Origin of the sequence: Nostoc sp. LEGE 12447 (assembly GCF_015206985.1) — a bacterium.
Lineage (GTDB): Bacteria > Cyanobacteriota > Cyanobacteriia > Cyanobacteriales > Nostocaceae > Nostoc.
This window is the reverse complement of sequence record NZ_JADEXT010000001.1, coordinates 500,435-525,330: the sequence shown is the minus strand read 5'-3', so window position 1 is coordinate 525,330 and position 24,896 is coordinate 500,435. Positions and strand designations below refer to the sequence as shown.

General features: G+C 42.3%; 15 protein-coding genes and 1 pseudogene. 7 read left to right on the top strand and 9 right to left on the bottom strand.

Going from position 1 to position 24,896, the window contains the following annotated elements; genetic code table 11:
* Position 1: 1 nt before the first annotated feature.
* Positions 2 to 619 carry a DUF2231 domain-containing protein gene (locus IQ274_RS02225; protein WP_163931738.1) on the bottom strand — a complete coding sequence of 206 codons (618 nt, stop codon included), beginning with the start codon at positions 617 to 619 and terminating at the stop codon, positions 2 to 4.
* Positions 616 to 1,116 carry a DUF2231 domain-containing protein gene (locus IQ274_RS02220; protein ID WP_109010708.1) on the bottom strand — a complete coding sequence of 167 codons (501 nt, stop codon included), beginning with the start codon at positions 1,114 to 1,116 and terminating at the stop codon, positions 616 to 618. Before IQ274_RS02220 ends, IQ274_RS02225 begins: the two co-directional genes overlap by 4 nt.
* A gap of 631 nt (positions 1,117 to 1,747) precedes the next feature.
* Between IQ274_RS02220 and IQ274_RS02215 the strand changes: the two genes are divergently transcribed.
* Both IQ274_RS02215 and IQ274_RS02210 read left to right on the top strand, forming a co-directional pair.
* On the top strand, positions 1,748 to 2,320 hold the full coding sequence (locus IQ274_RS02215) for a chemotaxis protein CheB (protein ID WP_163931735.1): 573 nt from the start codon (positions 1,748 to 1,750) through the stop codon (positions 2,318 to 2,320).
* A 4-nt stretch (positions 2,321 to 2,324) separates the two neighbouring features.
* A complete protein-coding gene (locus tag IQ274_RS02210; protein ID WP_193867221.1) occupies positions 2,325 to 4,367 on the top strand; it encodes a response regulator in 2,043 nt (680 codons plus the stop codon).
* A 30-nt stretch (positions 4,368 to 4,397) separates the two neighbouring features.
* Here IQ274_RS02210 and IQ274_RS02205 read toward each other — a convergent pair whose 3' ends face one another.
* Positions 4,398 to 4,760, bottom strand: a complete 363-nt coding sequence (locus tag IQ274_RS02205; protein WP_163931730.1) for a DUF2237 family protein — start codon at positions 4,758 to 4,760, stop codon at positions 4,398 to 4,400.
* A 680-nt stretch (positions 4,761 to 5,440) separates the two neighbouring features.
* On the opposite strand from IQ274_RS02205, the gene psbA reads away from it, so the two are divergent.
* Positions 5,441 to 6,523 carry a photosystem II q(b) protein gene (gene psbA, locus IQ274_RS02200; RefSeq protein WP_193867220.1) on the top strand — a complete coding sequence of 361 codons (1,083 nt, stop codon included), beginning with the start codon at positions 5,441 to 5,443 and terminating at the stop codon, positions 6,521 to 6,523.
* A 395-nt stretch (positions 6,524 to 6,918) separates the two neighbouring features.
* On the opposite strand, the gene IQ274_RS02195 is transcribed toward psbA, so the two are convergent.
* Both IQ274_RS02195 and IQ274_RS02190 read right to left on the bottom strand, forming a co-directional pair.
* Positions 6,919 to 11,283: a PAS domain S-box protein gene (locus IQ274_RS02195; protein WP_193867219.1), complete on the bottom strand. Its 4,365-nt coding sequence runs from the start codon at positions 11,281 to 11,283 to the stop codon at positions 6,919 to 6,921.
* Positions 11,284 to 11,551: 268 nt separating this feature from the next.
* Positions 11,552 to 11,986: a hypothetical protein gene (locus IQ274_RS02190; protein WP_163936651.1), complete on the bottom strand. Its 435-nt coding sequence runs from the start codon at positions 11,984 to 11,986 to the stop codon at positions 11,552 to 11,554.
* Positions 11,987 to 12,107: 121 nt separating this feature from the next.
* On the opposite strand from IQ274_RS02190, the gene IQ274_RS02185 reads away from it, so the two are divergent.
* Both IQ274_RS02185 and IQ274_RS02180 read left to right on the top strand, forming a co-directional pair.
* Positions 12,108 to 13,961, top strand: coding sequence for a S8 family peptidase (locus IQ274_RS02185; protein ID WP_163936648.1), 1,854 nt, complete (start codon positions 12,108 to 12,110; stop codon positions 13,959 to 13,961).
* 158 nt (positions 13,962 to 14,119) lie between these two features.
* Entirely contained in the window at positions 14,120 to 14,344 is a 225-nt protein-coding gene (locus tag IQ274_RS02180; protein WP_114082657.1) for a hypothetical protein, read from the top strand.
* Here IQ274_RS02180 and IQ274_RS02175 read toward each other — a convergent pair.
* A complete protein-coding gene (locus IQ274_RS02175) occupies positions 14,341 to 14,664 on the bottom strand; it encodes a hypothetical protein (protein ID WP_012409925.1) in 324 nt (107 codons plus the stop codon). The two genes, IQ274_RS02180 and IQ274_RS02175, sit on opposite strands and share 4 nt — an antisense overlap.
* 2,001 nt (positions 14,665 to 16,665) lie before the next feature.
* Between IQ274_RS02175 and hetF the strand changes: the two genes are divergently transcribed.
* On the top strand, positions 16,666 to 19,185 hold the full coding sequence (gene hetF / locus IQ274_RS02170) for a cell division protein HetF (protein WP_193867218.1): 2,520 nt from the start codon (positions 16,666 to 16,668) through the stop codon (positions 19,183 to 19,185).
* Between the two features lie 144 nt (positions 19,186 to 19,329).
* On the opposite strand, the gene IQ274_RS02165 is transcribed toward hetF, so the two are convergent.
* The 3 genes and pseudogenes from IQ274_RS02165 to IQ274_RS02160 form a co-directional block, all read right to left on the bottom strand.
* A complete protein-coding gene (locus tag IQ274_RS02165) occupies positions 19,330 to 21,336 on the bottom strand; it encodes a COR domain-containing protein (protein WP_228057979.1) in 2,007 nt (668 codons plus the stop codon).
* A 126-nt stretch (positions 21,337 to 21,462) separates the two neighbouring features.
* Positions 21,463 to 22,128, bottom strand: coding sequence for a leucine-rich repeat domain-containing protein (locus tag IQ274_RS36245; RefSeq protein WP_228057978.1), 666 nt, complete (start codon positions 22,126 to 22,128; stop codon positions 21,463 to 21,465).
* Between the two features lie 586 nt (positions 22,129 to 22,714).
* Positions 22,715 to 22,870 (bottom strand): annotated as a pseudogene (locus IQ274_RS02160) (Uma2 family endonuclease); the annotation flags it as partial.
* 155 nt (positions 22,871 to 23,025) lie between these two features.
* Here IQ274_RS02160 and IQ274_RS02155 point away from each other — a divergent pair.
* Positions 23,026 to 24,870 carry a tetratricopeptide repeat protein gene (locus IQ274_RS02155; protein WP_163933751.1) on the top strand — a complete coding sequence of 615 codons (1,845 nt, stop codon included), beginning with the start codon at positions 23,026 to 23,028 and terminating at the stop codon, positions 24,868 to 24,870.
* Positions 24,871 to 24,896 lie beyond the last annotated feature (26 nt).

Below are 24,896 nucleotides of genomic sequence, written 5' to 3'. Positions count from 1 at the left end.
ACTATTTGAGTGTTGTGTTGAGGTCTTGGTGCGATCGCAGCAAATTATCTGCTGTATTGTGTACGCCAAACTCGGCAGCCATTTGTGCCCCTAGTGTCCCGTGGACGTACAGAATGAACATGATTGCTATGCCTGCCAACAGATAGATCCATTGCACTTCTCTATCTGTCTGTTTATATTCTTGTTTGGCCCAAATGAAGCGCTGCCATCCTCTCCAGATGGTCAAGACAACAATCAGCGCTAATAAGAACACACCACCCACACCATGCCAAAGCATAGTTTCCATTGCCTGCAATCCCCAGGCACTTTTCATATCAGCTGGTGGTGTTGCCAACAGCATTTCATAAAAGCCTGCTGCCACTGTGAAAAATGTGATGATGCTGGCAGCTAGCATGTTGTACCAGCCAACATCAAATAAGTTCTGACGTTCCACAGTAATTGCTAAAAATTTGAAGACCCATTTTTCAAAGGGGAACAGAACACCGACAATATCAAAGGTCATTCCAATGATGAACAAACCTATTGTCAGATGGACTAAGTTGGGATGAATGGGAATTGTGTAAGGTAATCCGTTTGCGCCTAAAGAGCCGCTTAATTGATCAATTAATTCTGAGTTCATCGCAACAGACCATCCTTTACTGCTTCCACAACTGGCACTGTATGCAATCCATAGACCCAAACAAGTTCATCTCCGAGATATACTTGCAAGCCAACTATCAAAGTTAAAACTAGTCCGGCTCCCAAATAATAAATTGATATTTTTTGCGGGTTGCGGGCACGAATTACATAGCGCCAAGCTGTAATCGCTGTGATGATTCCCGAAAGTGACCAACCAATCAGCGTATGCAAATTTAGCACCGATTTAGCTAGGCTGTAAGGCTGTGCTAAACCCGCTTCAAACTGACCAAAAATAATCGCCACGAAGATGGCGATCGTGGCAACTAACATGTTCCACCAACTCACCTCAAAAAGACTGGATTTACCAGTAAAATAGCCAACTACGTCACAGAAAAAGGAAAACAATACCATCGCAATTACGAAGTGGACAACGATGGGATGAATCGTATCTGGATAGGGCAAATTGTGGTCGTTCAAAGATGTAAAATACTCAAGCATTGTCTTCTCCTGGACATATCTACCGCACTGTGGTCAAACTTCCATGATTGATAGATACTTACTAATATCACCACAAGTATCCATCGATAATTGACCGGAATATGTTCAATATGTGCGCGGTGCAATACGCTTAATCATGTCTTAGCTTTTTGCAGCTAAATCTAGTGAGCTTGCCGACAGGGAATAATTTTGATGGTGATTAATTTCCTCATGCCAATAGTCTGCAACAGCAATTCTTGATGGAGCTAAACTAAATTGCTGTTGTTTGTTGATTTGCTTAACCTATCCTTTAGCTTAAGTAAATTTTTATGAATTGTCAAAACAATAATAATTTAAATTTTAAAAGTTCGTTGTTTAGCAAAAAAGTATTTTTATAATGTAGCAATTCTGGCATTGATAAATATTTTAAAAACCCTAAATATTAATATTTTTCTGTTAAGTATTTCACAATGACAAAATCTTTAATTGTAATGTTGATGACAAAAATATATAATTTTGATTATTTGGTATAAATACGAATCAAGGTAAGTTAGTATCTGTGGTGTTAGGGGAGAAAGCTGAAAGGATTTTATGAGCCATAAAATCACACTAAGATTGAAACCCGCATTCTACAAGTGTGAGGACGAAACAAGTGTCGTTTAAAATTGTGGTGATTGGTACTTCTTTAGGCGGATTATCGGCATTAAAAATTATTCTGGGGAAGTTACCAGCAGACTTCATAGTGCCGATCGCGATCGTGCAACACCGTCACAAGGAATCTAACGGCACACTCCAGGAATTATTGCAAGAATTTACTTCACTGCCGATTCGAGAAGTGGAAGACAAAGACGAAATCCTTCCAGGACATATCTATCTAGCTCCAGCAGATTATCACTTACTGGTTGAACCAGGTCACTTTGCCCTTTCGACTGATGAGCCAGTTTCTTATGCCAGACCATCTATCGATGTGTTGTTTGAGTCAGCAGCCGATGTCTACACTGAGCAAGTTATTGGTGTAATATTGACAGGAGCAAATCAAGATGGTATGCAAGGTCTTAAGAAAATAAAAGCGCGGGGAGGAATAACTATCGTACAGGAACCTACTACAGCTGAGAGCGATATTATGCCAGAAGCAGCAATTTCTGCTGTTACAGTAGACTGGATTTTGACACTCTCAAACATAGCTTCCCAAATGGTCAAGCTCTGTCACTCATCACGGAAATAAACCCATGCAGATGGAACCCAAAGTAAACATCCTCCTAGTGGATGACAAACTAGAAAATTTGCTAGCACTAGAAGCAATCCTGGAAAAACTGGGAGAGAATCTGGTAAGAGCTACTTCTGGGGAAGAAGCTTTGAGGTGTCTGCTACATCAAGACTTTGCAGTGATTTTGCTAGATGTGCAAATGCCAGGGATGGATGGCTTTGAAACTGCAACCTTGATTCGCAATCGGGGGCGATCGCGTCACACTCCAATTATCTTTCTTACTGCCTTTAGCACCAGCGACCAAATGCTGTTTAAAGGCTATGCCTTGGGTGCAGTTGATTATTTACTCAAACCATTAGACCCCAATATTTTGACTTCGAAAGTCACAGTATTCGTAGAACTATTTAAGAAAACAGAAGCTGTCAAGCAACAAGCTGCACAACTGGTAGCTATGAATGCGGAACTCAGGCAAAGTGAAGAACGATTGCGATCGCTAAGTACTTGTTCACCCGTCGGCATTTTTGAAATTGATACTGAAGGAGGATGTAGGTATACTAATCCTCGCTATCAAATAATTTGTGGTTTGAAAGCGACAGAGAGTTTAGAAAAAAGCTGGCTAGAATCTGTCCATCCAGAAGATAGAGAACGAGCAGTTGCTAGTTGGTCTAACTACATTTGTGAGGGTCGTGACTACTCTGAAGAGTTTCGCTTTCAAACTGCTCAAGGCATCATTCGTTGGGTTCAGGTTCGCTCATCACCAATGCTTTCCGGTCAAGGGGAATTGCTGGGATATGTAGGCACTCTCGAAGATATTACTGAACGCAAGCAAGCAGAAGAAGTCCGCGCTCAAGTAATTAGAGAACAGACCGCAAGGCAAGAAGCAGAAGCCGCAAATCGAATGAAAGATGAGTTTCTTGCCGTTCTTTCCCATGAACTTCGTACACCCCTCACCTCGATGCTGGGTTGGTCAAAAATTCTACGTTCTAAGAAACTTGACGACAAAGCCACTTCTCGCGCCCTAGAGGCCATTGAACGCAATGCTATCTCTCAGATGCAACTAATTGAGGATATCTTAGATGTATCTCGAATTATCCGTGGACAATTGCGATTAAATGTCTCTGCGGTGAATCTCATCTCAGTCATGGAGGCAGCTTTAGAAGCAGTGCGTCCCCTAGCAGAGCCAAAAGAGATTCAATTAAATACTATCTTAGATACTTCAGTAGGTTCAGTTTATGGCGATCCAGCGCGGTTACAACAAATAGTATGGAATCTACTAACCAATGCCATTAAGTTTACCCCCAAGGGCGGCAGAGTCGAAGTGAATCTGTCAATAGTCTGTAGTGAAGAACAAACAACTCAAAAATATGCCCAAATTCAAGTTATTGATACGGGTATAGGCATCAGTTCTGAGTTCTTACCGAAAGTATTTGAGCGTTTCCGGCAAGCAGACAGCACCACAACGCGATCGCATAATGGACTAGGACTAGGGTTAGCAATCGTCCGTCATTTAGTGGAACTACATAAAGGTACAATATCTGCCCAAAGTCCAGGTAGTGGACAGGGAGCAACCTTTACGGTGAGACTACCACTGCTACAAGACAATAGGGGGAATAGGGAAAATAGAGAAGCCACAGGAGGAATTTCTTCCTCTGTGGCATCGACACCGCTTGCTGGATTAAAAGTTTTAGTTGTAGATGACGAAGCAGATACCCGTAACTTTCTCAGTTTTATGTTTGAAGAGTATGGAGCGATCGCCACTGCGGTAGCATCAGTTGATGAAGCATTAGCAGTACTTGAGCAAGCAAAAGCAGATATCCTGATTAGCGACATCGGTATGTCGGAGCAGGATGGTTATACACTAATTCGGAAACTGCGCTCTTTAGAACCAGAAAAAGGTGGATGTATGCCAGCGATCGCTTTAACAGCATATACGCGGGAAGAAGATCGTTTAGAAGCGCTTTCAGCAGGGTTTCAGCAGTATTTATCTAAGCCAATAGACCCCACTAAATTGATTGCTATGGTTGCCAGCGTATTAAAACTACCTGTTCAAGTTCCAGTAAGTTGATTTTGACTGGGAATGGGAGAAAATTCAGAATTAAACGGCATTTTTTCTCAGTTCGTCTAAAGAAACCACTTCCAAAGCTCTAGCATGGGTTGCAGAGAGAATGACGGGTGGAGCAACACCAGCTTCGAGAGCTTCTTGCCAGCGAGAAGCACACAAACACCAGCGATCGCCAGGCTTCAATCCAGGAAAATTAAAATCAGGAACAGGTGTGCTTAAGTCGTTCCCCCGCAATTTCGTGAACTCCAGGAATTCTATGGTCACTTCGGCACATACGACGTGCGACCCGAAATCCTGACCACCTGTGCGACAAAAACCATCGCGGTAAAATCCAGTCATGGGAGAAGTGCAGCAGGCTTCTAGGTTTCCACCAATTACATTTTTAGCTTCTATCATCGTTAATTTATTGCACTTAATTTTTCACTTTGATATAAGCCTATATTGACACTTCCCTAGTTAAATAAAAATCGCTATCCCTGATTAATTCAGAAAAGCACGAAATTCTAGAATCAACTTAATATTAAGGGACTTCCAAAGAATAAATTATCCAAAATTATTTGTATATTTCTAGGGGCGCAAGGCCTTGCGCCCCTAACCAAACGCAGGGATGGGATGTTTTTTTACTGGAAGTCCCTAAGCTCCCAATCTTACGGTTATTGGGAATGCTGCAATATCTCAGTAAAAGTTCCAATAAAAACCCCTGGTAGTTAGCCAGGGGTAATGCAAGTCAGTACTTTTTCGCATGGAATGTATCCTACTCAAATACCATAGCAACGGCCTAATTTATAGATATGCCATTTTGCCAAACAGAAAAAACCCCCAGTGGTAAGCCGAGGGTTAATTTTTTTTGGAATAGCGGTAATCTACAAAGCTATTGTTCCCAGATCAATAGGCAATAAAATCAAAATTTCTACATTATATCTAGTGGCTTGCTTTTAAATAAGTAAAGCTGATGAGTTCAATCAGGTTTACAAAAGTGAAATAGTTGATTAAAAATTGTAAAGCATTGTAAAGTGTATTCACAGGCGAAAACGAAATTGCCTGATTCATAAATCACTAACCGCACTTATAAAACAATGACAACAACCTTACAACAGCGCTCAAGCGCTAACGTATGGGATCGATTCTGTGAATGGATCACCAGCACCAACAACCGCATCTACATCGGCTGGTTCGGCGTAGTCATGATCCCCACCTTGCTAGCTGCCACCGCTTGCTTCGTAATCGCCTTCATCGCCGCACCTCCAGTAGACATCGATGGTATCCGCGAACCAGTTGCAGGTTCCTTGATCTACGGAAACAACATCATCTCTGGTGCAGTTGTACCTTCCTCCAATGCTATCGGCTTGCACTTCTACCCAATTTGGGAAGCAGCATCCTTAGACGAATGGTTGTATAACGGCGGCCCTTACCAATTGGTAATTTTCCACTTCCTGATTGGCGTATTCTGCTACTTAGGTCGTGAATGGGAACTATCCTACCGCTTAGGTATGCGTCCTTGGATTGCGATCGCTTATTCTGCACCTGTTGCAGCAGCAACCGCAGTCTTCTTGGTATACCCCATCGGACAAGGTTCATTCTCTGACGGTATGCCTTTAGGTATTTCAGGAACATTCAACTTCATGATCGTGTTCCAAGCAGAACACAACATCTTGATGCACCCCTTCCACCAACTAGGTGTAGCTGGTGTATTCGGCGGAAGTTTGTTCTCTGCAATGCACGGTTCACTAGTAACTTCTTCCTTGGTTCGTGAAACAACCGAAACCGAATCACAAAACTACGGTTACAAATTCGGTCAAGAAGAAGAAACCTACAACATCGTTGCAGCTCACGGTTACTTCGGTCGTCTAATCTTCCAATACGCTTCCTTCAACAACAGCCGTTCACTGCACTTCTTCTTAGCAGCATGGCCTGTAATCGGCATCTGGTTCACCGCCTTGGGTGTAAGCACAATGGCGTTCAACTTGAACGGTTTCAACTTCAACCAATCAATCATTGACTCTGAAGGTCGTGTGATTGCAACTTGGGCTGATGTAATCAACCGCGCTAACCTGGGTATGGAAGTAATGCACGAGCGCAACGCTCACAACTTCCCTCTAGATTTGGCTGCTGGTGATGTTGCTCCTGTTGCTCTTACCGCTCCTGCTATCAACGGTTAATTCTCAAGCATTAACTCAACTAGCTAAATAAGAAAGCGCTCTCCCACTTCGGGAGGGCGCTTTCTTACTTATATGTCAATACAGTTCAGTTAAGCCCAAAATCCTTAACTGAACCGTATTGACTTAATATGTATCCTTCTTGTTTCGCTTTCTGAGTATTATGAGTAAAAAAAGATAAAGCTTTAAATAATCTTCGCTGAATTGCTCTTACATTTCGTACTTAATGCGTCATACCATTTCTTTGTGAGGCTGCACCAACCCTTTTAATTTCTTTCTTTGTGTCCTTCTCTAACGAGACGCTGCGCGTAGCAAGATCCCCGAAGGGGTATGCGGTTCGTTATTGCAAAAAAGGGTATGCAGGAGTTGCAAGAATTTTTTCCAATGCCCAATTCTGTCTAAGTCCGTCCAACAAGGCTAGCAACTACTGTAGCCAACTCAGCCGCTTCAATAGGTTTGGGTAAATGTAGCTGATAACCTTCTTGTATGGCTCGCATTCGATCCTCTGCCCTAGCATAAGCTGTCAATGCTGCTGCGGGAATATTTCCCCCTTGTTCTGGCGATCGCGATCGCAGTTTGCGGATCAAAGAGTAACCATTCTCATTCGGCATACCTATGTCACTGACTAAAACATCTGGTTTCCATTCTGTAATTACCTGCAATGCTTCTTGAACTGATGCCACTGCTTTAACTTCGGCTTGGCACTGTTCGAGAACTGTGGTGATAAATTCACGGCTATCGGTTTGGTCATCTACAACCACTACCCGCACACCAAGGAGGGAGACAAAGTGAAGAGGAGAAGAGGGGAGGGGCAGAGGCTGTGAGACTGTGAATAGATGACTTTTCAAAAGTGGCAGCTTGACTGTAAACGTTGCTCCTTGATCTTTACCCGGACTATCTACGTGAACAGTACCGCCATGTAGTTCTACTAAATGACGCACGATCGCTAATCCTAGTCCTAATCCACCATAAGATCTAGTGTTAGAACTATCAGCTTGACGAAAGCGATCAAAGACGTAGGGGAGAAAATCAGGGCTAATACCAATGCCTGTGTCAATCACCTGAATTTGGGCATATTTCTCTGTTATATGTTCTTTTTCTTCGCCAGTTACCACTGACAATTGCAACTCTACCCGTCCACCTGTGGGCGTAAATTTGATGGCATTAGATAACAGATTCCAGATAATTTGCTGCAAACGCTCAAAATCACCGGAAACTAGGAATTGGGAATTTTCGCCAAACTTGCTGTCCTTTGAACGTTGATTGCTTTGGGATTCCGCTTCTCTTGATTCTAGATTTTCGTGATTGATTTCTAATCCCAAATCTGAATCTGGCGTTTCTTTTGAGGGAATGATGGAAAATCTTAAATCGATTTCCTTCGATTGAGCGGCTAGGCAAACAGTCTCTAGGCTCGACTCAATCATTGGAACCAAATTACAAGTACGGACATTGAGGCGTAACTTGCCTCTAATCATCCGCGATATATCTAGTAAGTCTTCAATTAGCTGGGTTTGCGCCTTAGCATTGCGCTCAATTGTCTCCGTAGCCTTAGCCATTTGGCTTTCACTCAGCTTGCTTCGTTGCAGGAGTTGCGCCCAGCCCAAAATTGCATTGAGGGGTGATCGCAATTCGTGAGACAATATTCCCAGAAATTCATCTTTCATGCGGTTCGCCTCTTGCAACTGCTCAGTTTGTTTTTGCAAAGAAGCAATTAAACTAGCACGTTCCATTGCGATCGCTATTTGGTCGCATACTGCTTGCATCATCCCCTTTTGATTCTCGGTAAAGCTTAACCGAGTGCGGCTGCCAAAAGAAAGAGTACCCAACAATCGTCCTTGGGCAATCAACGGATAACTATAATAAGCAGTAATACCTAAAGAACGAAGCAATTCTGTTTTTGGGTCAGTTGATTCCTGCATATTTTCTAGAGCTATTGCACAACGGGTTTGGGCTACAGTACCGCAAACCGTTTCACCATAAGCCAACGACTCGATTTCCTTGGCCAGTTCTTGAGAAATACCACTGTAAGACCCTAGCCGCATTACTTGAGAGTTATCCTCAACCAAATAGTTCAAATAAACATCTAAACTAATTTGCTCTCTTAGTTTTCGGTAGACGCTATCGATTAGTAGTAATGGTTCTTGGCTTGAGAGTAAATCGTTGGCTGTATCAAATAGTAGCTTTAGTCTTTTGTAACTTAACGAGAGTGCTTTTTCTGCCTGTTTGAGGTTGCTAATCTCTTGGAACACTAAGATACAGGTAGCCGGATGACCGTGCATTGCTGGCAAGGTATCAGCAAATATCAGTAGAGAGCGCACACCAGCAGGAGTGTGCCAATCTACTTCTAATCCATTGAGACGTTCGCCAAGGGCAACCCGCACTCCTGGCATTTGTTCATTGGGAATGCGATCGCCTGCCGCATCTGTATAGTGGTAAACTGCGTGATAATCTTCTGCTGGTACACCTTTAGGAAATTCGCCCCCAGCTAATTCATTAGCAGAGCGATTTGCAAAAGTTACCCGCGCCGTTCCTGGTTCGATAAACAGCAAGGGTCTTGGCATTAGATTTAATACATCCTCCAGCCATTTTTGCTGATTTAGAAGTATTTCTTCTGCCTGCTTGCGCTCCGTAATATCTAAAAATGCACCAACGCTTCCTCTACTTTTACCCTCTTCATCAAACAGAGGTGCAACATACTCCAACAGGTTGACAATTTTTCCATTTTCATGGACTACCTCAAGTTCACAATCCACAACTTCAACACCATGAGTTGCAGAGTATTGCATCGGGAGTTCCTCTGTTGAGAGTTCCCTTCCTTCACGGTAGATTTTAAAATTTGTCGGTTTTTCGTCACTAGAAGCGCTGAGAGAGGCATTTGTATTTGACGATATCCCCAATTGCTTGGCAAAAGCAGGGTTTACCTTGATATTTTGGCATAGTGGATCTTCGGCAATGCCAATTCCAATGGGAATTACCTCCAACAAAGTTTGTAACTCAGTAATGCGGCGCTGTAGATCCTTGTTTAGTTGTAAGATTTTTTCTTTAGCCTTTTTTTGTTCGCTGATGTTACGAGTCACAGTTGCTAAGGCAATTGGCTGACCTGTGTTGTTGTCTGTAACAGTGAAGATATTGTAATCAACTGGTATTGGTTGACCTGTTTGGAGATGCCGAAAGCAGAATTCTCCCTGCCAGCGCCCTTCTGATAGTACAGTCGGCAGTATATATTTTTGAAAATAGGCTTTGTCTTTGGGCATGAAGTAATCTAATACTACTTTTTGCCTCACTTCTTCAGGGCTTGCAAGCCCTACCAGTTTTTGACCTGCATCATTTATATAGAGTAATTGACCATCAAGGGTGGCGATGCCGATAAAGTCAGAGCTATTTTCTACCAGCGATACTAATTTTTGTTGCTCTGCTTCTGCAAGCTTACGTTCGCTCAAGTCGAGGATAAATGCTACTGACTCTTCCCGTTTTTCTCCTAACAACACGTAACCAACTAAAACTGGGATGCGGCTACCATCCTTGCGAATATATTCTTTCTCGTAGGGCGTACAAGTAGCGTTAGTGTTTCCTTGTGCTTCGGCGACACCTCGCAGATCCATGTATAGATACTCTGGTGGTGTGATATTGCTCCAACTTAATCTACCCTCTGACAAATCCTCCTGGGTGTAACCAATCATCCTGAGAAATTCGTCGTTTGCTTCCTGGATACCGCCATACACATCGCCAAAAAGAATACCAATAACGTTAGAATCTACGAAACTCCCTAGTTTATCCTGGTAGGTTCTCAGTACTTTCTGAGCAAGATCGCGTTGATGGCTAAGGCGTTCAATAACCCTGGCACTTTGCCAAATCAAAATACTAAAAATCACAATTAGGACGATCGCAAACACCGATACCGCAAAAGCCGGATCGTATTGTCCTGCGCGTTGACCTTCAACAATTATCCACCCTAATACAAAAGGTACTGCGATCGCGGCAACCAACAAACGACGTGCCAGTAAGCCACCATAAGTATCACTTGTCACTACCCTCATTAACCCCTGTTCTGACCGCGCCCACAGAATACCTATACTTAGCAAAATGAACAACACCGCTGTATGTAAAGCCATCGATGTTGTATAAGGGGCAAGTCCGTAAAGAACTTTCACTTTGTAGGCATAGCCCATGAGCGCCTGAAAGGAAATTAAAGTAGCGATCAGAGCGATAATCTGAGCAGACCAATAACTACGGTGGTTTTTTGGATTAATCAGATTCTGTAAGGCAACGCTGACTAGCATAAAGTTGAATGCTGTGTTTACCCCCATTCGCCCCGGATACAATGTCGTCATACTAGTTGGCGAATCCAAGAACAGCATCTCATCAATACCCAGATTCCAGCCGAACAGATATTCACAAAGTGTAAGTACAGCAATTGTGGTGACAGCTATTGCACAGACCCTGGAAATTACCAGAGTAGGGAAGTCGAGAAGTCGAAAGGTCGAAGAGTCAGGGTAGTTTTGAATTGTTCTTTTCCCCTTATTCCCTACTTTTAAAAACAGCCACAATGATAAACCAGACAGCACAAAACACAACGCTGTATTGACTTTCATCGTGGCGGGACTACCAGGGAAGCCACGCTTGAGAACTTCAATTCCAAGCCACCAGCCAATTACCACCAAGCTGCCAACCAAGATGGATATTACACTTGCGGCTTTTGCCACAAGTGAATTTCTCGGGATTTTGAATATATCTTGCAGCCGCAAGCGGTTAACCTTTAACATTTAGTGTTTTCTAACCGCATCTATCTAGCGTAGTAAAATTCCGTATTCCTTACGGTTTTATCATCTATGCCTTAGTATTTTATGCTACCCCTTGACTTACTTTTCATCTACCCAGAAGCATATTTTTTATTGGACAATTTAGAGTAAGAATTAATAATTCAAAAATCACCTTTGTGAGTATTTCATAATTGCAGGCTATGTCGTTTACCCAATCTCATTTTCTGTACAGAAACAGGAGTATAATCGAGAACTTGTCGCTTCAATATAACTACTTCTTTGGTTCTGTTCGCAAGTCTTGTAATCGTCCTTGCAAAAACTTTCCCCATTCCGCCGCCAAAGGGATTTCGGTAAATGGAACACGCACCGATTTATTAGATTCGGAAAAGAGAAATTCTAGCTCTATAGAACGACCTTTCTGCGGTATATTATCCACATCTACTGATTTATCATCTACTAGAAAGTTGATTTGCTTAATATCAAGCAAAGAGAATGTTTCTAGTTTAATAGGCCCTTGAGGTGTGGGTTTTCCCCAAGTGAGATTATTGTCTTTTTGACCTAATACAGCATAAATATCGTACTTAGCTCGTTCAAATTGTTCTGCCCAAGCGCGATAGGCTTCAACTTTTTGATACTCTTTCGAGCCTTGCCAAGCCAACCAGAAAAACATTACTAATAGCGGCAACCACAAAAGACCACGTTCCATCGTTTCAAAAAGTCCTGAGTAATGAAGTGAGACTTGTAACTAAAAGTGCAAAATCCACCAACAAAGGATGGAGATAAGTTATGGTAGTGAGCAAACTGGCAAAAAGCGGTGATGAGTTAATATGAGAAAGCTTATATTATTGTGCTTGTTTGTCATTGGGCTGGGAGCTGCCATATTTGGTTTCCTGAATTTCCAGGGAATGGCAGTTAAAGGAGAGTTTGAAACGATTTTGCTTGATTTTCGGGAAGATATTCCATCAGATGTGGTGCAACAGAATCTCCAAGCGATCGCCAAACAATACAACGTTACACCCCAATTAGACAACAAGTTTTCAGAAAAAGATCATGTGTATATTGTCAAAGGCGATCGCCAGCGACTCCAAGAACTGAAAAAATCTCAGTTTGTCCAAGCTACAGAATTCATTGAGCCAAATTACATCTATACAAAGATTCCACAACCAGGTGAAAAAGCTTGGTTAGGAGAATTTTTGAGACCTCAAGAAAATGATGATGAGACAAGCCCATCATTAACTGGCCCCAATGATCAATATTACAGCAAGCAGTGGAACTTGCACAAAATCGGTATTGAAGGCGCATGGAGTCAAACCAAAGGCAGTGGCATTACAGTTGCGGTAATTGACACCGGAATTACTAAGGTGCGCGACTTATATGAGACAAAATTTGTCAAAGGCTATGATTTTGTTAACGACCGAGAAGAAGCCAAAGACGATAACGGCCACGGTACCCATGTTGCCGGAACTATTGCTCAAGCCACAAATAACAAATATGGCGTAGCGGGAATTGCTTATGAAGCCAGTCTGATGCCACTTAAGGTACTCAGTTCTTATGGTGGCGGTACAGTTGCCGATATAGCCGAAGCGATTAAATTTGCTGCTGATAAAGGCGCAGATGTGATTAATATGAGCTTGGGCGGTAGCGGTGAAAGCAAGTTGATGAAAGAAGCGATCGAGTATGCCCATAGAAAAGGTGTAGTTATCATTGCCGCATCTGGGAATGAAAATACCAATGGCGCAAGCTATCCAGCCCGATATCCTTATGTAATCGGTGTTTCGGCAATTGGCCCAGATGGCGAAAGAGCGCCTTATTCTAACTTTGGTGCTGGGGTAGATATCTCGGCTCCTGGTGGTAGTGAAGCTGGTAAGATTCTCCAAGAAACTATCGATGAAAATGGCGAAGGGGTTTTTCTTGGCTTCCAGGGTACAAGCATGGCTTCTCCCCACGTTGCAGGCGTTGCAGCATTAATTAAAGCTGCTGGTATCAAAGAACCAGATGAAGTTTTAAAAGTCCTCAAGCAGTCAGCGCGAGTTATCCAAGATGATGGTTTGAACTATTATGGCGCTGGACAACTCAATGCAGAAGCAGCAGTCAGACTAGCTTTTGGAGGACAAATAAGTTTTCCAGATTTCTTTCGGTGGTTACGCGATAACGGCTATCTTAACCCTGGCTTTTGGATTGATGGTGGTGCAGTGGCACTATTACCCAAGATTTTAATGGTAGTTGGCTCTTATCTACTGGCTTGGTTTTTACGGGTTTACTTCCCCTTTAGTTGGAGTTGGTCTTTATCTAGTGGACTAATCGCTGGCAGTTCCGGGTTATTCTTCCTCAAGGGAATCTATATTTTTGATCTTCCCCAATGGCCTTTCCGGGTTTTGGGCAGTTCAATTCCCGAACTAGGTAATACCCTCCAGGGAACTGATGCGTTGAATCCCCTATTTGCCAGTGTACTGATTCCCATTTTATTAATGGCATTGCTGCTGGGAAATCCTAGTTGGAAATGGTTTGCCATTGGTTCAACATTAGGTATAGCAGCCTGCTTGACAGTAAGTGCGTTTTTAGATCCAGCTGTTTGGGGTTTGGGAAGTGGCAACATATCACGCCTCTTCCTCATCGCTAATGCCCTAATCTGCTATGGACTGGCTCGTTTAGCATTGAAAAACGAAGAAAAAATCGCATAAGTGGGGAATGGGGAATGGGGCATTGGGCATGAGGAATCAATTTTTATAACTCCTAACTCCTAACTCCTAACTCCTAATTCCCTACTTCCCACACTCAGCACGGGCTAAACCTTAGCTATCCGCTAACAGCACTCAGCACTCACAACTCAGCACTATTTATGAGCATTACACTTACAGGTACAATCGAACGCCGTGATATAGGCACAGGCGCATGGGCGTTGGTTACAGAAGAGGGCGTTACTTACGAAATCCTTAAAGGGGCTGACAAAAGCTTACTCAAAGCCGGACAAAAAGCAAAAGTAAAAGGACAGGTGCGTGAAGATATCATGACTATTGCCATGATTGGCCCTGTCCTAGAGGTCAAATCTTTTGAAGTAATTTAGTTTTGATTACCTGTAGAATCCAGAACCTCTTGCAGACGGCTTCTAAATTCACCTTTGGGATGACCTCCTTTTACTTCACCCACAATCTGAAATTCCCCTTCTGGAGAATTGCAGATGATGTAAGTAGGCCATCCCATTTCTGATTTATCGGGATACTGAGTTAATAAAATCTTGCGATACTTGCGGTAAGCAGTCGTATCCTGCATTTTCACATCAATAAATTCTAAACCCAGTTCTTCAGCCACCTTTTTGTCGTAAAAAGACATTTTATGGCAGATGCCGCACTCTTCTGAAGAGAACTTAATTACAGCTAAACTCATGGGTTGGCGACTCTTTGATTCTAAGCAAAGTTTTTTAGCATAATGCCATGAAATATTACCATATAGCTGGTTATTAGTGTCAACTTAAAGCTGAAACCCTTATCCAGTATGTTTACCTGCGTCCTTGCTTCTATATTTTTTGGGAGGCAGAGCTTTCAGTACTGCATTCCCAGGTTGAACATACAAACAAGAAATATACAAATGTAGTAAGCAAGGAAGCTCTGACTGTGAACCTGAAAGCAGTGATTGCTGGCAGAGAAATAATTAAACGCCAAAATATAGAAAAAAAATTAAGAATATGATTAAATATCATAGCAATCATTTTGATGTGGCATCTCTAGCTCACAATAAAAAGAAAGGGATTCAGGAATTGAGTGAGCAGGTTATGCTCTATCCTAGGAGCAGGAACAACAAGAGTAGTGGTGCATTCTAGTTACATCAGTAGAAAATGCTAGGGCGATGTCTAAGACAAGCTGCTAGGTGTCTACACAAAAAACCCCCGATGAGCGTTAGCCAATCAGGGGAGTTAGTTATCAGGGTGCATCTACCAATTAAATGTTCTTAGGTTTGACACCATATTCCGGATAAATTTGGACAAAGGCTAATTATTTTTTAAAATAAAAAACCCCCGATGAGCGTTAGCCAATCAGGGGAGTTAGTTATCAGGGTGCATCTACCAATTAAATGTTCTTAGGTTTAACACCATATTCCGGATAAATTTGGACAAAGGCTAATTATTTTTTAAAATAAAAAACCCCCAGATGATGTTAGTCTACTAGGGGAGTTAGTTATCAGGGTGCATCTACCAATTAAGTGTTCTCAGGTTTAACACCACACTCCGGATAATTTGGACAAAGGCTAATTATTTTTTAAAATAAAAAACCCCCAGATGATGTTAGTCTACTAGGGGAGTTAGTTATCAGGGTGCATCTACCACTAATGTTTTCTAGGGGCAGCGAGTATCTTCCGGGGAAAATGGCAAAAATCAGGGTTGACTGGCCATATTTAGGAAGCGCTACGCCTACTTAACTAGAAAAAACCCCCCAGTGGGTGTTAGCCAACCAGGGGAGTGAGTTATCAGGGTGCATCTATTGATTATCTTTTCTAAAGTAAATGGGTAGCTACCGGATAAAATAGCAGAGGTCGAAGTTATTGTTGTTTGCTCACCAGAAAAAAACCTCAAAGTTGTTAAGCAACCAGAGGAGTTAGTTATCAGATATTGGTTTCAAGTGAAGCTAAAATCTTTCAGAATCTCGTTTATCTGTAAATGATACTCATAGGGCTACTGGCGCGAATTCAGAGGGTGCTAGCCTATATGAGGATTAAAAGAGATTCTTAAAGAGCAATCTACCGAATAAATTGACGCTCACCAGAGAAAATCCTCAATGGGTGTTAGCGAGCTAGGGGAGCTAGTTATCAGGGTGAATCTACCAATTAAATAACCAGTGCATTGCCTTAAAAATTTGATGCGTCAGAAATGATTGCTGCTAAATTCCTTTATAAAAAAACCCCCAGTGGGTGTTAGCCAACCAGGGGAGCTAGTTATCAGGGTGCATCTACCAATTAAGTGTTCTAGGTTTAACCATCATGCTCCGGATAAATTTATTAGAAAGGCGTGTCAACGAAACTCTAGTAGATATTAACTGAATTAGGGGAGTTAAAAATCAAGGGACATCTATCTAGTAATCAAGTATTCTAGGATTAAGCACTATTTTTTGGTAAAGAATATCTGCGTTAAAAGTTGCTGTTGTTTGCCAAAATTGAAAAAAACCCCTAGTAGGTGTTAGCCAACTAGGGGAGTTGAAGATCAAGGTGCATCTACCAATTAAGTGTTCTAGATCCAAGTAATCCGATCCGGATAAAGTTGTAAAGGCAGAAAAAGCAAAACAACACCGAATCAGAAACATTCAGGGGTGGGATGCATCTAAGTTATCAGAGGGAGCAAATCGACTTGAAACTTTTGTGTTTCAAACCAGATTTAGGAGGCGGACAGGAGAAGTTGTGACCCAGGAATTTCACATTTCCGTAACCCCAGTAGGGCAAAATGACTACTTGGTGCGGACGGAACAAGTCGCGCCTGGGGTACCATTGGCAGAAGAATTGGTGACTTGGCCTGTAGCTGATTGGTTAATAGCTGCTGGGCATTTGATGAATGACCCATTGAAGTCGGTGTTGCAGGGAGATCCATTTACCTCTGGTGGGCACGAAAGCAATATCGCCAGAAACTCTGTTAACTTGGTGGCGTTGGGTCAACAATTTTATAACGCCTTATTTCAAGGCACTCTCAGAGATAGTTGGATTACTGCCCAAGGTATTGCCCAGAATCACCAACAAGTACTACGCTTACGCTTGGGTCTAAAGGACACTAGATTAGCTCGTCTGCCTTGGGAAGTGATGCACGCAGGCGATCGCCCTCTGGCTACTGGACCTTATGTGGCTTTTTCTCGCTTCCAAAGTGGCATTTTGGGGGGTTCTCCTTTGCGATCGCGCAATAGTTTCACAACACGAGAACAAGGTGGCGTGAAAGTATTGATGGTAATTGCTTCTCCCTCAGATCAAGTCCGTCTTGACTTACAGAAACAGGAAGCGATTAAACTGCAAGCAGAACTTCACCGTCAAACATCACGACTTGCTGAAGGTAACAATCGTTTCCCAGAAATTGAACTCACTGTTTTAGACCAACCAGGACGCGAAGAACTGACGCAAGCCTTAGAACAAGGCAGATACCAAGTTCTCCACTACTCTGGTCATAGTAACTTAGGTGGTAATGGCGGAGAAATTTATCTTGTTAGTCGCAGAACTGGCTTAACGGAAATCTTGAGTGGAGACGATCTGGCAGGTCTGCTCGTCAACAATAATATTCAAATGGCAGTGTTTAATTCCTGCTTGGGGGCGTACACAGCTGCATCCGATCCTTCTGGAGATACGGGAGAACGTAATCTGGCAGAAAGTCTCGTGAAGCGCGGAATTAGAAGCGTTTTGGCGATGTCAGAACGCATTCCTGATGAAGTAGCATTGACACTCACACAATTGTTTTACCGCAACTTGAGTCAGGGATATCCAGTAGATTTGTGCGTTAGTCGGGTACGCCAAGGATTAATTTCTGCTTATGGTTCTCACCAGATGTACTGGGCGTTACCGATTTTATATCTCCAGCCAGAATCTGACGGTTTTCTCAGTGAAGAACTTGAGGTATCCGAAAGTCCAGACTTGCGGGATCAGTATAATTCACCTCTAGGAATAACTTCCACGATGTACTCTGCGATGTCTACGACGGGCTACGCCAACGCAGATGATAGCGATATGCCTTTAGGAATGGAAGAAATGATTCCTGCTGGTTTGGCGCGTGACTCTTCTGGGTTAGACTGGCTGGGTGAGGATACTTGGGGCGATCTCGTTGATGAAATTGAGTATGATGACCCAAGTTATGAAGAAGATTCTGCGATCGTTTCGGATTTGTTTCGTCAGCTAGATAACCAAAAAGCTACCACTGAACCGGATCAACAAATTCTAGAAAATAATTTTCAGCAAAGCCAGATTTCAGAAGAGATGACTTCTCTAGAAGATGAAGGAGATTTGTGGGCAGAAGTTCCATCACCGCCCCCTGCAATTACTGGTAAATTTCAAGAAAGTCAGCAAAATTCTGAGTTTTCGCGTAGGCATAGCCCAACCCAGGCATCGCAACCAGCCGCACCAAGACATCGTACCCAACGCCGCAAGTTGTGGCCAATTGTGGGTATTGTGGGAATCAGTGCCTTAGTAGCTGCGATCGCTTTAAATTGGTGGCAAAATCGATCCCAGCAGGCAACTCTGCCAAACATCCCAGCAATTTCCACCGATTCTTTACCTATCCAAAAACAGCAAAATATCGATTTAGAAACAGCAAGCACTGGAATTGTCACCACTAGCGCTACGCAAAAATTGAGCCAGGGAGATTTACAAGGTGGGTTGTTGGCTGTAGAAGAATTACTCAATCGTGGCGCACTCGCTGCGGCGGAAACTGCCCTCAAACTTGTTCCAAATAAGCAAGTTGACGATCCATCAGTCAACTTTTATAAGGGAAGATTAGCTTGGCAGTCTATCGGAACTGGAGACAATAACTATAGCGTCGATGATGCCCGCCGTTACTGGGAAACTGCTGCAAAAGCTAAACCAGAATCGCTTTTGTATAATAACGCTTTAGGATTTGCCTACTACGCAGAAGGCAACCTAAATCGAGCCAATGACTCTTGGTTCAAGGCTTTGAATTTAGCTCTCAAAGAACAAAATACAGATTCAAAGACAGCAGTTCCTGAAGATGCTTTAACTTCTTATGCTGGTTTAGCCCTTGGACTGTATAAATCTGCACTTATTCAATCTAGTGGTAAGCAGACACAGTATCTTAATGAAGCGATCAAGTTGCGGCAAATGGTTCTCAACTCTGATTCAGTAAATTTCCAGGTTGATAAATTAGCTAAAAATTGGCTGTGGACAGAAAAGGCGATTGAAGATTGGCGATCGCTCCTTCAGGAGAAAGAGTGAATAACAGTAAGATGTTGTGGTGGTGCGATCGCTTGCACACCAAAAAACTTTGCTTTCAGTATCCCTAATCAAGACAAATCTTGCATCTAAGAGCAAAGACACCGTTTTCACACATCACTACCGAGAGAAAATCTTCTCTATCTTTTACCGAGAGATTGCTGCTGCTTTGATCTTCTTACAGATATCCACCCAAGCTTTATTCTCTTGTGCTGGGTTCAGGCTGTCTAAAGGTTGATTGGGAGGGTGCGCTGATTGATACTGTTCAATTTCTGTTTCTTCATAGCTGCTAAAACTTAACGGTATCCAAATAATCGTGAGTCCTTTGGCTTGTGCCGCATTTAATAATGGGGGTAACTCATTCTCGTGAATAAAGTCTGATGCTAGAAAGTTAGGGCTAACCAACAATACTGCTATTTTTGCTGCTGCTAAAGCATTTTCAATTTCTTTACTCCACTCAGCACCAGCTTGTATTTTGGTATCGTCCCACACAAGCAGATTTTGGTTGCGAATTATTGGTTTGAGGTGTTTCTGAAGTTTGGTAAGCCATTCCTGATCTTGATGACTATAGCTGATGAAAACTTCAACCCCTAAATGCTCTACAAGCAAGCTCTCTTTATCTTTATCTATCACATCATCAATTAAACTCAAAACATTCGCTTTTTCATAGCTAATATCACATTCAACATCATATTTTTGTTTAGCAAGGCGATTTCTTAAATTTTCAAGCGTATAAAAATGTGGCTCTTGACTATCTTTGCAAGTGACACAATTACAGGGAATTAACTTGTTGTACTTTAACCGATTATATGAGTCATGAATTTTATCGAGTTCATGTGTAACTATGGTCATCAAATCTCTTTTGTGACGACCTGAGACTCGAATCTTAATCTCCCGCTTACCGTAATATTCAATCACTTCTGCCTTCGTCTGGTCTTTGCTGAGAACGACGCCACTTTTCCAGACACATTGTTGTTCATTCATTAACTCATGCATGGCAACGATGAACTGGGTTATGATGCCCTTGGGCATGAACTCGTAGGTGTAACGCAGAATCAGGTTGTTGGTTTCATCCCAGTTATAAAAGGGTTGATTAGCAGATAGCAGCTGTGGAGCAATATATTTTCCTTGGCTTCTAGGAATTTCGTAGCACAGCTTGAAGTTGATCATCAGCCGCAAGAGTTCATCATGCATCGTGGCGTATTCGTCTTCACACCAGATGTTTGCTAAATCAGACCGGGTGAAACTGCCTAGATTGCTAATCACCTCTTCATTATCCAGCACTTTGTAGACTGCATCAGTTCCCCACTTGGGTTTGAGGATAACGGTCTTGTTCAAAAGTGGGTCTTCCTGGAAGTGCAAGCATACTCCCAAATCGTGTAGATAGCTGCTCAACTGTAACTTGTCCTTTCTTTGGGTGAACCCATTTTGTTGGCAAATGTTCAGGTATTCATCCAAGCCGATATAATTGCGTGCGTCACTCTCTAAAGCTTCCCGGACTTTAACCCAGGTTTTTGGGAGCGGACTGCCAATATGGGGCAGGTTTTTAACGTGATGCTTGATTTGTTGTAAAACTTGTTCTAAACCCCTGTTGGTAGCAAGGTTTGTTGGTAAAGTCTCCTTCAAATTAGTAAACTGTCCCCGTAACTCGCGTTCATTAATTTCCCGGTAGCGGTTTTGCTTCTCATTTTTGATGATTAACAGCGGACTGTTATCGCTCAGTAGTTCAACTACATTCAGCCAGTAATAAAAATCTGTGTCTTCCTTGCGGGTATCTGCGACTAAAACGTAAAGGGAACGCTTAGTGAGGAAAAATTGGTGAGTAGCATGGTAAATCTCTTGTCCCCCAAAGTCCCAGATGTTGACTTGAAATTTTCGTCCATTATCCATTGGAAAACGCCACTTGACAACCTCAATTCCCTTCGTCGAGTCTTCCTCTCGGAGTTGATAATTTTGGTCTTCAATTTTATTCGCCAGTGTTGTCTTACCTACTCCTCCTTCGCCGATAATTAGTAACTTGGCCTCATACAGATAATCTGTACCTTCTGCTTCCAGTTGTCGAAAATAATCCCTAATCGCATCAATACCTTTTGCAGCAATTTCTATTGGCGGATTTTCCAGAGGATTTCCGTTTATATCTAAAGTCTTCAACAATTTTAAGTTTAATATATTTGGAGATATGTATTGAATCTTATTTAAATTATCCTTTTCAGAAAGGGAAATAGCATTCAAGTCTAGCTCTTCTAGAGAATAGAGTTCATAAATAGAATTAGGAATAGACTATAATTTATTACCACTTATCCGAAGAAATATTAGCTTTTTTAAGTTTGATATTCTGTCCGGCAATGAAGTTAAGTAATTATTGAACAAATTCAAATATTCTAGTTTTTCTAGTTGAGAAATTGATTCGGAAAGTTCAGTTAAATTAAGACCACATAAAAGAAGTTGATTTAAAGCTTTAAGCTGGAAAACTACATCAGGGATTTTTGCAAATTGATTGTAGCCTAAATCCAAAGTGGTGAGTTGTTGCAGGCGGGCGATCGCTTTTGGCAGTGTCGTTAATTGGTTTCCGCTTAAATTTAGGGTGGTGAGCTGTTGCAGGCGGATGAGTGCTTGTGGCAGCGTCGTTAATTGGTTGCCGCTTAAATTCAGGGAGGTAAGTTGTTGCAGGCAGGTGAGTGCTTGTGGCAGCGTCGTTAATTGGTTGTTGCTTAAATTTAGGAAGGTGAGTTGTTGCAGGCGGGTGAGTGCTTCTGGCAGCGTTGTTAATTGGTTGCCGCTTAAATTCAAAACTTCTAGCCATTCCAGTTCTAATACTTCAACAGGAATCTCTGTTAATTTTTCCTCGTTATCAATACGTCGGTCGTTGCTTAAGTCTAATTCTTTAAGCTTTTTCTCTTTCACTTCTCGGATTTTTTCAAGGAAACGTTGAGGCGTGTTAGCCATACTGAGGTTCACCTGTCAACGAAAATTATATGTAATGCCCCTGATTCGCTGGACAATCTCGCAACCACTAATATTTTGCACTAATCCCAACAACTGCCACAGGTTAGAAACCTCTGGCTAATAGCAAAAGTCTTCTTAAGAGGGGTAAATTCTTTTCAGACTTGGGTTTGAGTCCATATTGAGTAGACTTTGGCTATGAGAAAGGAAATTCGAGTTGCAAGCAAAGGTGGGTGTTAATTAAGAATGCTGCAAGATATCGAAGCAATTTACTATTTTGTGTAAAACTACACGAGTGCTAATAATTTTTACTGAATCTAAAAAGAATTTATCATTTCCAATGGTTCAGATTGGCTTGTTAACGAGTCTTTGATACTCATTAATGAGGTTCGGAACTCCGTTAATGAGTCTTTGATACTCGCCGATGAGTCTTTGATACTCGTGGACGAGTCTTTAATACTCGCCGATGAGTCTTTGATACTCGCCGATGAGTCTTTGATACTCGCCGATGAGTCTTTGATACTCGTGGACGAGTCTTTGATACTCGTGGACGAGTTTTTAATGGTTCTTTTACTTCTTTAGCCGTTTGTTACAGGGCTTCTCCAGCCCGAAAAATCTGTTCAGCAGTTAAATTTAACTCTGGGAAGGCTGGCGATTGAATGCGATCGCTTCCCCTAAATTGCTTAACCTGATACTCACCTTGAATTAATTGGTAAATCGAGATAGTTGGTTGTTTAGGATTACCATCATTGCCAGGGTTACACGTTAAGTTGACACGTATGAGCAATGCTATGTCCTTACGAAAGATATGGTTTTTAACCTTAATCCATATTTGGTATTTCTTGTCAATGCATAAGTCCTATAGAATTAGAATTGACGTGACGTTTCTTAGTAGCTAAAGTGTCAGATTCTCTGCCATTGCGCGATCGCTATATTGCCTTAATCGATGAAATTGTTGAAACCACCCTCAAGGGCAAAATTAGCTCTGTTGATATGGTGTACCAAATGCTGCTTAAAGGCATTACTTCCGGTACAGGGGAGGTATTTGAGTTAGCTTTGAGCGATCGCCTGAATGCTCTCCAAAGCCAAGTAGATAGTGAAAAAGACGAACTCAAGAAAGCCAAAGCTACTCGCAGTTTGAGAGCCATTAAGACGATTCAAAGTCAATGGCAACGTTGGCAAGAGCAAAACAAAGCCACAGAAGCGATCGCTTCAGCAGTTACAGAAATTACCACAGCCCCCTCTGACGAGCGACTGGCAACATTTTTACGGATTACTGACCCAAATCAGAAGTATCCGCTAAATTTGCCACAGCTACAGCAATTATCAAAAGGATTACAGCAATTTGCCCAGGCAGATGCTGATTTAGAACAATTTTCCGAAGGTATTACTCGTGGTTTAGCTTCTTGGCAACGATTGCAAGACAACTTACTCAGTTGGATGTACGAGCAAAAAGAAGCTTTAGGATTTGGTGGCGTACCGGGAGAACGTGGCCCTTGGGCAAGTTGGGCTAAACAACTCAATAGTGAGTTACCCAAAGCACTGCTTCGCACCTTAGCGATGGAAGAATCAGCAATTGAGTTTGCCCAGCGACAACGGGGAATCACCCTCAGAGATTGGGTGGAAATGGAATTAATTTTACAGTTCTTGCAACGGGGGCTAATTAACTGGTTTGACCAACAAGCTTACGATGTTAAAGCCGGGCCAAAGTTGTCCATTTCCACTTTTTTGACCTTTGCAGTGATTTGGAGTCAATTAGCAAGTGGTTTTGGGAGCATTGGGACAGTATACGCCGATGCGTGTTCTCAAATCATGCTCCAAATTTTGCGAACCTTTGCCCAGCGTCCATATTTTCCCTTTTACGGCGGGATATTTGCCTCTTTTACTGGCACTTATTTGCGAGATGCCCTCGATTATTTGGATGAACCATTGCGGCGAGGTGAGGGAACCCAAGAAAAGGCGCGGATTTTGACCCTTTTAGGTTATTCTCAGCGTGCTTTGGGGCAATACCAGCGCTCAATTGATTTTCATCAGCAGGCGTTAGAGATAGCTAGAAATGCAGGCGATCGCGCCTGTGAAATAGCCAATCTCAACCACCTCAGCCGCACCTACGTGCAACAGCAAAATTATGCTGAAGCAATTAACTACAGCCAACGAGCATTAATCCTGAGTCGGCAAGCAGGCGATAGAACAGGAGAAGCCAACGCGCTAGTAAACTTAGGTTACAGCGAAGTCATGCAGGCTCAAGAACTGGAGAATCTAGAACCTGAAACATACCAAGCTGCAATTAACTATTTAGAACAAGGTTTAAAATTATCAGAAAAATTAGGCGATATTCAAAGTAAAGCTTTATGTGTCAGTAGCTTAGGAATCGCTTATCTAGTAATTGGAGAACACCAAACTGCAATTAAATATTTGGAGGATGGCTTTAAAACAGCCCAAGTTTCCGGCGATTTATATCTCCAAGGGCGGAACTTAGCTTATTTGGCAGAAGCTTATTATCATCTCCAAAATTCTGAAAAAACCGTTTACACAGGCTGTTTGGGAATGTATCTTTTGGAGCAAATTGCTTCTAATGAGTGGCGGCAAGCAGCAGGTTTACTAACAATTTTGCAGGGTCAAATTGGGGCAGAAGCTTTCCAAAAGTTCTTGCAGCAACATCGCCCTAAAATAATTGCGGTTATCGGTGTAGATGGGTATGATTACATTCCAAAATTATTAGAGATATACAAGCAAGATATGTAACTTCTAAAATCTCTGCTTTCTACTCG